Source organism: Hansschlegelia beijingensis (assembly GCF_045505405.1).
Classification (GTDB): domain Bacteria; phylum Pseudomonadota; class Alphaproteobacteria; order Rhizobiales; family Methylopilaceae; genus Methylopila; species Methylopila beijingensis_A.
On the sequence record NZ_JBJKEX010000075.1, the window covers coordinates 1 to 11,723 of the forward strand.

The 11,723-nt window shown below is 68.5% G+C and carries 10 protein-coding genes and 1 riboswitch; of the genes, 2 read left to right on the top strand and 8 right to left on the bottom strand.

Annotated elements, in window-relative coordinates; genetic code table 11:
- From cobN to aptA, 7 genes are all read right to left on the bottom strand, one after another.
- Positions 1 to 2,554, bottom strand: a 2,554-nt coding sequence (gene cobN / locus ACIKT0_RS07085; protein WP_407104663.1) for a cobaltochelatase subunit CobN, incomplete at its 3' end; no start/stop codon positions are given.
- 132 nt (positions 2,555 to 2,686) lie between these two features.
- Positions 2,687 to 3,727, bottom strand: coding sequence for a cobalamin biosynthesis protein CobW (gene cobW / locus ACIKT0_RS07090; RefSeq protein WP_407104664.1), 1,041 nt, complete (start codon positions 3,725 to 3,727; stop codon positions 2,687 to 2,689).
- Positions 3,724 to 4,263: a bifunctional adenosylcobinamide kinase/adenosylcobinamide-phosphate guanylyltransferase gene (gene cobU / locus ACIKT0_RS07095; protein WP_407104665.1), complete on the bottom strand. Its 540-nt coding sequence runs from the start codon at positions 4,261 to 4,263 to the stop codon at positions 3,724 to 3,726. Before cobU ends, cobW begins: the two co-directional genes overlap by 4 nt.
- 7 nt (positions 4,264 to 4,270) lie before the next feature.
- Positions 4,271 to 4,969: a CbtA family protein gene (locus ACIKT0_RS07100; protein ID WP_407104666.1), complete on the bottom strand. Its 699-nt coding sequence runs from the start codon at positions 4,967 to 4,969 to the stop codon at positions 4,271 to 4,273.
- 10 nt (positions 4,970 to 4,979) lie between these two features.
- On the bottom strand, positions 4,980 to 5,165 hold the full coding sequence (locus ACIKT0_RS07105; RefSeq protein WP_183394163.1) for a CbtB domain-containing protein: 186 nt from the start codon (positions 5,163 to 5,165) through the stop codon (positions 4,980 to 4,982).
- 31 nt (positions 5,166 to 5,196) lie between these two features.
- A riboswitch (cobalamin riboswitch) is annotated at positions 5,197 to 5,397 on the bottom strand.
- Between the two features lie 38 nt (positions 5,398 to 5,435).
- Positions 5,436 to 5,780 (bottom strand): hypothetical protein, encoded by a 345-nt coding sequence (locus tag ACIKT0_RS07110; RefSeq protein ID WP_407104667.1) that lies wholly within the window; start codon positions 5,778 to 5,780, stop codon positions 5,436 to 5,438.
- A 5-nt stretch (positions 5,781 to 5,785) separates the two neighbouring features.
- Positions 5,786 to 7,129, bottom strand: coding sequence for an omega-aminotransferase AptA (gene aptA, locus ACIKT0_RS07115; RefSeq protein WP_407104668.1), 1,344 nt, complete (start codon positions 7,127 to 7,129; stop codon positions 5,786 to 5,788).
- Between the two features lie 386 nt (positions 7,130 to 7,515).
- Between aptA and ACIKT0_RS07120 the strand changes: the two genes are divergently transcribed.
- A complete protein-coding gene (locus ACIKT0_RS07120; protein WP_407104669.1) occupies positions 7,516 to 8,793 on the top strand; it encodes a porin in 1,278 nt (425 codons plus the stop codon).
- 282 nt (positions 8,794 to 9,075) lie between these two features.
- On the top strand, positions 9,076 to 10,446 hold the full coding sequence (locus tag ACIKT0_RS07125; RefSeq protein ID WP_407104670.1) for a carbohydrate porin: 1,371 nt from the start codon (positions 9,076 to 9,078) through the stop codon (positions 10,444 to 10,446).
- 58 nt (positions 10,447 to 10,504) lie between these two features.
- Here the strand turns inward: ACIKT0_RS07125 and ACIKT0_RS07130 are convergent.
- Positions 10,505 to 11,723: lytic transglycosylase domain-containing protein (locus ACIKT0_RS07130; RefSeq protein WP_407104671.1), on the bottom strand; the 1,219-nt coding region annotated here is incomplete at its 5' end.

Here is an 11,723-nt window from a genome sequence, read left to right on the forward strand (position 1 = left end):
CGATCTTCGGCGCGCCGGAGGGTCCGGGCGGCACGAAGCGGCCGTCGAGGGCGCGCAACAGGCCTTCGATCTCCGCCGCGCCGCTGGCGTCCACCCGAGGCGCGATCACCGTCGCTATCTCGTGCAGCACCGCCGTGGTTCGAGGCATTGAGCACAAGGGTGCGTCGCTGTTCGCGGCCCCTGGGGAGACCGCTCGTTCGACCAGCGTCAGCGCCAGCTTCTCCAGCCGCTCGACAGTGTCGCCGACGGTTCGCCATGCGTCGGGGCTTGTTCTCGCCAGCGGCTCGGGCCGCGGCCCGTCCCATCTGGCCGAGAAATCCGGTGCGAGCGGGTCGAAGCCGGCGAGCCCCAGATCGGCCGCGAGCGCGCGGATCAGGGAAGCGTCACCCGGAAGCGGGCCGCGCGGAGGGCGCGCGAGGGCGACCAGGAGTTCGGCGCGACGCGGGCCCGCGGGCGAGCGGCCGAAAACGTGCAGACCGTTGCGGACCTGAAGCTCCTTCACCTCGCACAGAAAGGCGTCGAGCTTGGTCAGCGCGTCGTCCGGGTCGTCCGCCACCGAGAAGCCGCAGTCCCGATCGAGCCCGAGATCGGCCGCGCGCGACAGGATCTCCTTGCCCAGCAGTTTCGCCCGGCGCGGGTCCAGGCCTTGCGCCTCGGCGTATTCGTCGACGAGCGTCTCGATCTCCCGCAGCGCGGCCGTTCCCTCGGCGCGGGCGAGAGGCGGGGTGAGATGGTCGACGATGACGGCCGCGGCGCGCCGCTTGGCCGCCGCGCCCTCGCCGGGATCGTTGACGATGAACGGATAGACGTGGGGCAGGGGGCCGAGCGCGATCTCCGGAAAGCACTCCTCCGACAGCGCCAGAGCCTTTCCCGGCAGCCATTCCAGGTTGCCGTGCTTGCCGACATGCGCGACCGCCTGCGCGCCGAATGCTTCGCGGAGCCAGCAGTAGAAGGCCAGGTGGCCATGCGGCGGGGGGAGATCGGGGTCGTGGTGCGCCGCCTTCGGGTCGACGTGGAAGCCCCGTGAGGGCTGCACGCCCAACACGAGGTTGCCGTAGCGGCGCAGCGCGAGACGGAAACCGCCAGAGCGTCGGTCAAAGCCCGGATCATTTTCCGGCGCGCCCCAGCGACCGAGGATCTTCTCGCGCGCCACGGCCGGAATCCCTGACAGGAAACGCTGGTAGCTGGCGAGCGACAGCGTCGCGCCGCCGTCGCCCTCCGCCGCCGCGCTCCACGCGAGCGCCTCCGTCATGTCTCGGATCACCTGGGAACCGGAGGTCGGCGCGCCGCCAGCCACATAACCAGCCTTCCGCAGCGTCTCCAGAATCACGGCCGTGCTTTGCGGCGTGTCGAGGCCGACGCCGTTGGCGAGCCGGGCGGCGCCGGTCGGATAATTGGCCAGCACGAGCGCGATCCTTCGATCCGCAGGGGCAGCGCCGCGCAAGCGCGCCCAGTTGGCGGCGAGATCCGCCACGAACCCCACGCGGTCCTGCGCCGGTTCGAACGCGACCACTTCGGTCTCCGTGGCCTTGTCGATCCGGCCCGCCGACTTGAAAGCCACGGCGCGCGTCATGAGCCGGCCGTCGATCTCCGGCAATGACACCGACATGGCGAGATCGCGCGCGCCGAGCCCTCGTGAGGAGGCGTCCCACGTGGCGCGGTCCATGCCGGCGAAAACCACCTGCAGCACCGGCGCGTCGGCCGAATCCAGCGGCGTGGCGGCCCAAGCCGCTCCCGGCTTCGAAACCGCGAACGCCGTCGCGTTGAGCACCACGTCAGGCTTGGTCGCCGCAAGGATATCCCGCACGAAGCCTGCGGCGGAGGCGTCCTTGAGAGACGAGACATAGATCGGCAGCGGCCCGAGCCCGCGCTCCATGAGGGCGGCGACGAGCGCATTCACCGGCGCGACGTCGCCAGCCTGGAACTGCGCCCGGTAGAACACGATCGGCGCCACCGGAGCGTCGTCCGGCCAGCGCGCCTGGATCGCGGCAAGTTCCGGCCGAGCCATCTCGGGCCAGAACAGCCCGGCGGCCGGAATGGCTGACGGCTCCTCCTCGACCTCCCGCCCGTCCAGTAGCGCAGCGCAGCCTCGCAACGTGAGCGCCAGATTGTCCGGCCCGCCCTCCACGAGCGCCCGCCACAGCCGCTCGACCTGGGGCGCAGGCAGGGTGGAGCGTGCGATCAGGTCGGGATCGGCGTTGCCGCAGCCGGGCATCACGGCGAGCTTCACCCCGTGCCGCCGCGCGACGCGGATGCTCTCATCGAGGCCATACGGCCAGTAGGGGGCGCCTCCGAGCAGCCGGAGCACCAGCAGCTTCGAACGCGCGACGGTGTTCTCGAGGAACAGGTCGACCGACATGTTGTGGCGGAGCTTCTGAAGGCTGGCGAGCCTCACGCTAGGGGCGTCGGGCCCGAGCGCCTGATGCGCCGTGGCGAGGCCGGCGATCTCGGTGTCGGCCGCAGACACGATCACGATGTCGGCCGGCGACAGGCCGAGATCGACCGCCTCCGCGCCGTCGCCGATCGGCTGTCCCTGGGCCTTCAGGAGATGCATGCGCTTCCAGCCAGTTCGACATCATGTCCCGGTCCGAGCCGGGACCCCGAACCCCAATGCGCCCGACACGAGCGCCTGCACTTCATTCCATCGGCCGCTTCGTCTCGTCCGGGCGCCGATAGAGTTCTCCGGTCAGCCCGCGAGCGCGGCCACGATCGCCCGCTGATCGATTCCCTTTTCACCGATGACGACCAGCCGGCCCCGCCGGGCTTCGCCCTCGCGCCAGGGGCGGTCGAAATATGCGTCGACCCGGGAGCCCACGGCTTGAACCACGAGGCGCGCCGCCTTGCCGGCGACCGGCACGAAGCCCTTCAGTCGCAGCACGTCATGCGCGTCGAGCACCTTGCGCACGCGCGCCTCCATCTCGGCGGCGTCGACGGCTTCGGGCGTTTCGGCGACGAAGCTCTCGAAATCGTCGTGGTCGTGCTGCGTCTCGCCCTCCATCTCGTGCGTCGTCGGGCGCTCGTCGATCCTGTCCTCGACATTGCCCGTCAGCCCGAGCAGCACCTCGGCGGGGAGCACGCCATTCGAGGCCGCGACCACACGGACGCCGGCGCTCGCATGAGCGAGCACTTCCGCCTTCACCGCCTCGACGTCTTCTTCCGACATGAGGTCCGCCTTGTGCAGCACCAGCAGGTCGGCCGAGCGCACCTGATCCTCGAACAGCTCCTCGATCGGATCTTCATGGTCGAGGGTCTCGTCGGCCGCGCGCTGCGCCGCGACCGCTTCCTCGTCATGCGCGAAGCGGCCGGCGCGCACCGCCGGGCCGTCCACCATGGTCACGACGCCGTCCACCGTCACGCGCGTGGCGATCTCCGGCCAGCGGAACGCCCGCACGAGCGGCTGCGGCAGGGCGAGGCCGGAGGTCTCGATCACGATGTGATCCGGCTGGACCCCGCGGGACAGAATCTTCTCCATCGCGGGAATGAAGTCGTCGGCAACCGTGCAGCAGATGCAGCCATTGGCGAGCTCGACGATGTCCTCCTCGGCGCAGGCCTCGCTGGCGCAGGCCCTCAGCACCTCGCCATCGATGCCTACGTCGCCGAACTCGTTGACGATCAGCGCGATGCGGCGCCCGCCGGCGTTGGCGAGCAGATGGCGGATCAGCGTGGTCTTGCCGGCTCCGAGGAAGCCGGTGACGACGGTCGCTGGGATCTTTGCGGAGGCGGTCATTGCGGCTCCTTCGGGAGCTTGAGGTCTAGAGGCAGGCCGGCGGCGACCAGGGTCACGCGGTCCGCGAGGGCGGCGACACGCTGGTTCAGCCGCCCCTGATGGTCCCGAAACGCACGGGCGAGGGCGTTGTCGGGCACGATCCCGAAGCCGACCTCATTGGAGACGAGAACCACGGGTCCCCGCGCGGCGCGCAGGGCCTCCAGCAGTTCCTCGGCCTCACCGGCCGGCTCGGCGCCGGCGAGCAACAAATTGCTGAGCCAAAGGGTCAGGCAATCGACGAGGATCGCCTGCTCCGGCGTCGACTCGGTCCTGAGAACCGCGGCGAGCCCAAATTGAGCTTCCACCGTCCGCCACCCGGCCCGCCGGGCTTTGTGCTCAGCGATCCGGACGCCCATCTCCTCGTCATAAGCAGCGGCGGTCGCGACATAGAGGCGGTCGAGGCCAGCCGCCTCGACCAGCTCTTCAGCGAAGCGGCTCTTGCCTGAGCGGGCGCCGCCGAGGATAAGCGTGACCCCGCGCAGGGCGGGCGCGGTCATCCGCCCCTCAGGCGTCCGAGAAGCGTGGCCGCAAAGCGCCCGCGAGCGCTCCGAGGGTCGCCCAGAACAGGAACCCCGTGACGGTCACGGCGACCACGAAACCATGCGCAAGGTCATGCGGGATCGCAGGAGGCTCCGTGGGCTGCGGCGCGCCGACGACGTGCGGCGCGGCGATGAGCGCGACAGCGGCCAAAGCCGCAAGAGGCGAGCGACCATAGGCGATCAGCGCGAGACCGATTGCTGTCGCCGCAGCCGTCGCCACCCACCAGATCTGGCGATCGAGAACCGGCGCGCCCTCCACGCCGGGAGCCTGAGGCGGCAAGCCGACGCTCGGCGCGAGGGTGAAGACCGCGAAACCCGCGAGGCCCCAGAGGAGCCCCTCGCGCCACGACTTCAGTCCGCCCTTGAGTTCGCTCGCGGACAGAAGCAGCAGCGCGAAGCCGACGCCGCTGAGGATATTGGCGACGAGCGTCCAGCCGAAACGCTCGGCGCCATCGGCCGGCTCCCACGCGCCTTCCTCATGATGGTGGTTTCCCGCGGCGTGCTCGTGCGGCTGCGCTTCCGCCGCCGCCTCGCGCTGCTGCTCGACCACCTCGGCCTTCACGATGAGCGGCTGCGTGCCGAACTGCTGGATTGCAGTCAGCACCAGGCCCGCGGCGAGCCCGACAATGGCCGCCACGAAAACGATGTTCCGGAAGATGTGCACGTGACTTCCCTCAGTGGCAGGGGAAGCCGATGGCGTGGCGCTGATCGTGGGCGGCGTTGTGAACGGCCGAGATCGAGACGAAGCCCGTTCCGGCGATCAGCATGACGCCGAGCAGCATGGCCGACACGATGGGAAGCGCGCGGGCTTGGACGAGACCTGCTGCGGAGGACCGGGGCAGGGAAGTGGCGTTCGACATAGAGCCTCTCTTGCCCTCCCACCGAGGGCGCTGGCGTTCTTCGTCTCCGGCAGGTCTCCTGGCTCGCCGGTCGCTGCGGTGCGCCGGCCTTCCCGGACCGTCGGTCCAGTGGCCTCGATTTGGCGCGCCGCTCGCCGCTCACAGTTGCGGGGGCAGCTCCGGACTCGAGGCTTGCGCCTCCCACCGGATTCCCTTTCAGTCCCTTGCGGGAACCGAGATGAACGCCTCACGGTAACAGACCGGACGCCGCGTCACAATCGGCCTGACGGTTCAGCGGAACGCAGCGGCGAGGAGCTCCAGAGGCGATACCGAAGCGCCGACGCCGAGCGCCACGGTCTCCCACACGAAGACAGCGAGTCCTATCGCTGCCACCGGGACGGCCACGCGGCGGATCACTTCGCCGGTCTTCGTCGCAGCCGGCGTACGCGCCAGACTGAAGAGGACCGTCACCGTCGCGGCGACGACGATCGTCACCACCACCCAATACTGGATGTTGGCGTCGCCGCGCAGGCTGCGGGCATGACCAAGTCCGACCACGGACAGTTCGATGAGCGTGATGAAGGCGAGGAGGCCGCCGAGAAAGGCGGCGCGTCCGATGGGGCGATCGGCGGACATGACGCTCAGCCGATCTCGCGGAGCACGTCGGCCAGCGTGCCGAACATCTCGTCGATCTGCGCCTCGGACACGATGAGCGGCGGCGACAATGCGATGATGTCGCCGGTCGTGCGGATCATGAGCCCCTTCTCGAACGCCTTCAGGAAGGCCGAGAAGGCGCGCCGGCTCGGCTCCCCTTCAATCGGCTCAAGCTCGATGGCCGCCACGAGGCCGATGGCGCGGATGTCGATGACGTGCGGAAGGTCCTGCAGCGCGAAAGCAGCATCCTCGAGCTGCTTCTCCATGCGCGCCGCGCGGGTGAGGAGCCCTTCCTCCTGATAGGTGTCGAGCGTCGCCAGCCCCGCGGCGCAGGCGAGCGGATGCCCCGAATAGGTGTAGCCGTGAAACAGCTCGATCATGTGCTCCGGCCCGGACATGAAGGCCTGGTAGATCGCCTCCGAGGCGAAGACAGCCCCCATGGGCACGACGCCGTTCGTGACGCCCTTGGCGGTGGTCATGATGTCGGGCGTCACGCCGAAGCGGTCCGAAGCGAAGGGTGAGCCGAGGCGGCCGAAGCCCGTGATGACCTCGTCGAAGATCAGCAGGATCCCGTGCCGGTCGCAGATGGCTCGCAGCCGCTCGAGATAGCCCCGCGGCGGCAGCAGGACGCCGGTCGAACCTGCCACGGGCTCCACGATCACCGCAGCGATCGTTTCCGCCCCATGGAGCGCCACCAGCCGCTCGAGGTCGTCCGCGAGTTCCGCGCCATGCTCCGGCAGGCCGCGGGAAAACGCGTTGCGCCCCGGATCATGCGTGTGGCGCAGGTGGTCGACGCCGGGGAGGCCGAGGCCGAAGGTCTTTCGATTGGCCACCATCCCGCCGACGGACATCCCGCCGAATCCCACGCCGTGATAGCCGCGCTCGCGACCGATCAGCCGCACTCTCTGGCCCTCGCCCCGCGCCCGGTGGTACGCGAGCGCGATCTTCAGGGCCGTATCCACGGCCTCGGAGCCCGAGTTCGCGAAGAAGACATGGTCGAGGCCTGTCGGGGCCAGCGCCGCCAGGCGGCTCGCGAACTCGAACGCCTTCGGGTGACCCATCTGGAACGCAGGCGCGTAATCGAGTTCCGCGACCTGCCTCTGGATCGCTTCGACGATCTTCGGCCGTCCATGGCCGGCGTTCACGCACCAGAGCCCCGCGGTGCCGTCGAGGATCTTCCGGCCGTCGGCGGCCACGTAATGCATGTCCTTGGCGGACACGAGCATCCGCGGGGCGTCCTTGAACTGCCGGTTCGCGGTGAACGGCATCCAGAAAGCGTCGAGGTTGTTGGTCGCGGCGGGGCGGAAAGCGGCGACATTGCTGGTGGGCATCAGGCGAACTCGGTCGGCTTGGAAGGTGAGGCGAGCGTGCTCACGCGGCTCCGGCGAGGTCAAGCGGCCCACGATTCGCAGGAACGGGCGAAGAAATCGACGATTTGATAGACCGCCCCATGAATTCCGCCCGGCTCCGACCCCGCTAAACGCCGGGCGGGCGCGAGACTCGTGGCATTCCAGTCACAGGGTTAAGCAAAGCCCTTCCACAGGTCGGCCACAATCGCGTTCGCGCTTGCGCACATCGGCGCCACGCATATGGTCAGTTTGCGGCGCCGGTTCGGTCGTCGCGGGGTGATCGTCGGGGGTCGGCGGTCTTCTGATGTCAACGTTCGGCCCGAGGGCCGACGCCTGAAGCTGTCGATCTCGGGGGTTGGAGGACAACAATGAAATTGGTCAAGAGCCTGGCGCTGGGCTCCGCTGCTGCCTTCGTGGCGCTCTCGGGGGCGCAGGCCGCCGATCTTCCGGGCGCTGAGCCCGTCGAGTACGTGAAGGTCTGCGACGCCTACGGCGCGGGCTTCTTCTACATCCCGGGCAGCGAGACCTGTCTCCAGATTGGCGGCTTCGCCCGCTTGGACTTCTCGGCAGGTGAGGTCAGCAGGACCTTCGCCGGGACCAAGCCGAACAACAACACCGGCTTCCGCGCCCGCGCCCGCCTCTGGTTCGACGCCCGCACCGACACCGAGTACGGCACGCTGCGCACCTACATCCGCGCCCAGTTCCAGCGTCAGTCCGGCGGCAACAACGCCGTGGCGCAGAGCGACATCAACGGCGACGACGCACTGTTCGACAAGGCTTTCGTGCAGTTCGCGGGTCTGACCGCCGGTCTCTCGGACTCCTTCTGGGACTTCAAGCCCTACGCGACCTTCGCCAACCCCTACGTCTCCGATCGCACCCTCGCCCTGATCGGCTACACGGTTGAGTTCGGCAGCGGCTTCTCGGCCAGCATCGCGATCGAAGACGGCACCGCTCGTCGCGCCATCGCGACCACCCCGGGCCAGCCGGGCTTCGTGACCCCGAACTACAACGAGCAGAAGTACCCCGACATCGTCGGCAACCTCCGCGTCCAGCAGGGCTGGGGCGAGGCGCAGCTGTCCGGCTTCGCGCACAACATCACGACCGAGCAGACCGGCGGCGTCCCCGCTGTGCTGACCAACCGCGACACCGCCTGGGGCTACGGCGGCATGGTCGGCGTCAAGATCAACCTGCCGGCTCTCGCCAAGGGCGACTACATCTGGGGTTCCGCGGGCTACTCCTCGGGCTCGCTGTCCTATCTCGGCTTCGGCACCTCGGGCGACGAAGTGCAGGGCATCGCCAACACCCAGAACATCGAGCGCGCCAACCGTCTCGTCGACTTCGAGGTCGGTGCCGGCGGCAAGATCCGCAAGACCGAGGCCTATGCCTTCAACCTCGGCCTGCTGCACTACTGGGATCCGAAGTGGCGCTCGTCCGTCCAGGGCAGCTACATCGACGTCAACGTGAAGAGCGCTGGCAACGATTGGGCCGCCTACGCCCTCACGGGCAACCTGATCTGGAGCCCGGTGAAGAAGCTCGATATCGGCGCGGAAGTGAACTACGTGAAGGTCACCAAGCGTTCGGCGACCTACAACCTCCGCGACACGGACGAAGTCATCGGCCGCTTCCGCGTCCAGCGCGACTTCTGATCCAACTGTCAGACCAATACTCGAACGGCCCCGCTTCGGCGGGGCCGTTTTCGTTTGGAACAGGGATAGTCTGTTTAGAGTCAGTATAAATACAAAGAACGTCCCGATGTTGCATATTCGCGACTGGACGATCTCAAAGCGCATCAGGACTGTCCTTTCGGTCGCCACGTCGTTGTTTCGTGGCTGACCGCCGTCTAGCGTGCCATCTAGCGGTTCCTGGCGGGGTCGTAGCGAAGTCTCCCGTTTTCACCGGGGGCGTCGCGCAGCGGTGGACATAGACTTATGACTTCGGCGAGCTCCTCACCCCGCGCCAGGCTGGCGCTCGGCCTATCCGCATCGATCCTCTGCTACGGCGCGCTCTCTGCGCCGTCCGCGCTCGCGGACGAAGACGCTCCGCCGCAGCTGACCGGCGACATTCTCGAGCGCGAGAAGCTGACCGGCGATTGGGGGGGCGCGCGGAGCCGGCTGCGCGACGCCGGCGTCGAGATCGACATCGATCTGACCGCGGATTCTTCCTACAACCTTGGCGGCGGCCTCAAGAAGGGCAAGGGCTTCACGGGCCTGCTCCAGCTTGGCCTGACGCTCGATCTCGAGAAGCTGGTCGGATGGACCGGCGGCGAGTTCTACGCCGGCGCCTATTTCATCCGCGGACATGGCATCACGGCCCACGAGACCGGCAACCTGCTGGGCATCTCCAACATCGAGTACCCGCACGCGAACCTGCTGGGCGAGGTTTACCTCAAGCAGACGCTGCTGGACGACAAGCTCGTCTTAAAGATCGGCCAGCTCGCTGCGGACAGCGACTTCATCACCAGCGACACCGCATCGCTGTTCGTGAACTCGACCTTCGGCTGGCCGGGGTTGAACGGAGTCGACCTCTACAGCGGCGGGCCGGCCTATCCGGTGCCGACGCCCGGCGTCTACGCGTCCTACGCCTTCACGGATGCGTTCAGCGTTCAGGCCGGCCTCTTCAACGGCGATCCGGCCGGCCGCGACAACGTCAACAAGCACAATCTCGATTTCCCCGTGAACGACGGCGCGTTCGCGATCGGCGAGGCGATCTACAAGACGGAGCTCTCCGGGCTGCCCGGAACCTACAAGGTCGGCGCCTGGTACAACTCGCTGCACTTCGACGATCTGCGACGGGTGAACGGGGCGGGCGATCCGATCCGGCACAAGGGCGACTACGCGGTTTACGGCGTGATCGACCAGACCCTCTGGCAGTCCGGCGGCGAGGATGCGGATCTCAAGAACCCGACGCCGTCCGGGCCGGCCCAGAGCCTTTCGGTCTTCGCCCGGGCGGTCGTGGCGCCGCAGAGCGACCGCAACCTGATCGACTACTATTTCGACGGCGGGTTCAACGCGAAGGGCTTCACGCCCGGACGTCCGGACGACGTCTTCGGCGTGGCGGTCGGCTACGCTCACATCAGCAAGGACGCGCAGCGCGCTGACCGGGCTGCCGGCGGCCCGGTGCGCTCCTCGGAAATCGCCATCGAGGCTTCGTACCAGGCGAAGGTCACCGGCTGGCTGAACCTCCAGCCGTACTTCCAGTACATCGTCCGCCCCGGCGGCGGCGACCCGGACCCGAACCGGCCGAACCGTCGCCTGAAGGACGCCAAGGTGATCGGCTTCCGGACCCAGGTGGCCTTCTAGAACGAAAAACGCCCGGCTACCGGCCGGGCGTTTTTCTTGGCGGGGGAACCGGATCCGCTCAGCGGCCGGCCGTCCTGTCTCCCGAGCGCTGGCCCATGTCGCGGTCGATCATCAGCGCCGTGCGGCCGTTCAGCCGGGTGCGGTAGATTTGGGTGTTCTCCATCACCCGCTGCACATAGTTGCGCGTCTCGGCGAAGGGGATCCGCTCGACCCAGTCCACCGGGTCGGTGTCGGGCCGCCGGGGGTCGCCATAACGCTGGATCCACTGGGTGACCCGGCTGGACCCGGCGTTGTAGGCGGCGAACACCATCGGGTAGCTGTCGTTGTAGGCGCGGGCGAGTTCGCCCAGATGAGCCGCGCCGAGCTGCGCGTTGAACGCCGCGTCAGAGGTCAGCCGCTTCGCGTCGAACGAGACCCCCGCGTTGCGCGCGGTCTTGGCCGCGGTCGTGGGCAGCAACTGCAGCAGCCCGCGCGCATTGGCGTGGCTCACGGCCTTGGGATTGAAGGCGCTCTCCTGGCGAGCGATCGCGTGCACCACCGGCGTCTCGATCGAGCCGGGGACCGGCTGGAAGCGAGGAATGCCCCCGGTCGGATAGGCGAGAGCGTCGACCGCAAAGCCGTTGTTCAGGCCGGCCTTGCCGACGACAAGCGTCGCGCGAGGATCCTTGTAGCGCTGCGTGAGGGCGCCGAGCAGCACGACCTCGCCCGGACTCTTGAGGTCCCCGGCGAGCGCTCCGACCAGCGGCAGCGCCAGTTCCTTCTGATCGGCGCGGTACAGCAGGTCGATCGCACGAACCGACAGCCTTGCGCCGAAAGTGGCGCGGTCGGTCGCCGTGGGGTTCGGCAGAGACCGGATCGGCAGCTCCTGCAGCCCGATCCGGGCCCGCGCCACCTGGCCGTAGTAGCTCGTCACATGGCGCGCGGCCTTCTCATAGGCGACACGCGCGGAGCGCAGATCGCCGAGCGCCTCGAGCGAGCGCCCTTGCCAGTACAGGGCCCGCGAGGTGGTGCCGGGAATCGTGGCCTCGCTCAGGACGGTCGAGAAATGGCGGTGCGCAGTCTTGCCGTCTCCCATCGCGCGGAGCGCGATGAACCCGGCAAGCATGTGCGACTCGACCTTGTCGGTATCGGACGCCGGCTCGTCGCGAACGAGAACCGCGTAGGCCCCTCGAGCGTCGCCGGCGTCGAGCAGATCGCGCGCCACGACGCGGCGCTCGACCGACCATGCGTCGGGATCGATCAGCGCGGCGCCGCCGCGGGGAGCCTTGGCGAGCGCC

What these genes read in the sequence shown, in the direction of transcription:
- cobW (WP_407104664.1), bottom strand. Translation starts at nt 3,727, where the DNA reads ATGACCGCCTCCGCAAAGATCCCAGCGACCGTCGTCACCGGCTTCCTC.
- ACIKT0_RS07125 (WP_407104670.1), top strand. Translation starts at nt 9,076, where the DNA reads ATGACTTCGGCGAGCTCCTCACCCCGCGCCAGGCTGGCGCTCGGCCTA.
- cobU (WP_407104665.1), bottom strand. Translation starts at nt 4,263, where the DNA reads ATGACCGCGCCCGCCCTGCGCGGGGTCACGCTTATCCTCGGCGGCGCC.
- ACIKT0_RS07110 (WP_407104667.1), bottom strand. Translation starts at nt 5,780, where the DNA reads ATGTCCGCCGATCGCCCCATCGGACGCGCCGCCTTTCTCGGCGGCCTC.
- ACIKT0_RS07105 (WP_183394163.1), bottom strand. Translation starts at nt 5,165, where the DNA reads ATGTCGAACGCCACTTCCCTGCCCCGGTCCTCCGCAGCAGGTCTCGTC.
- aptA (WP_407104668.1), bottom strand. Translation starts at nt 7,129, where the DNA reads ATGCCCACCAGCAATGTCGCCGCTTTCCGCCCCGCCGCGACCAACAAC.
- ACIKT0_RS07120 (WP_407104669.1), top strand. Translation starts at nt 7,516, where the DNA reads ATGAAATTGGTCAAGAGCCTGGCGCTGGGCTCCGCTGCTGCCTTCGTG.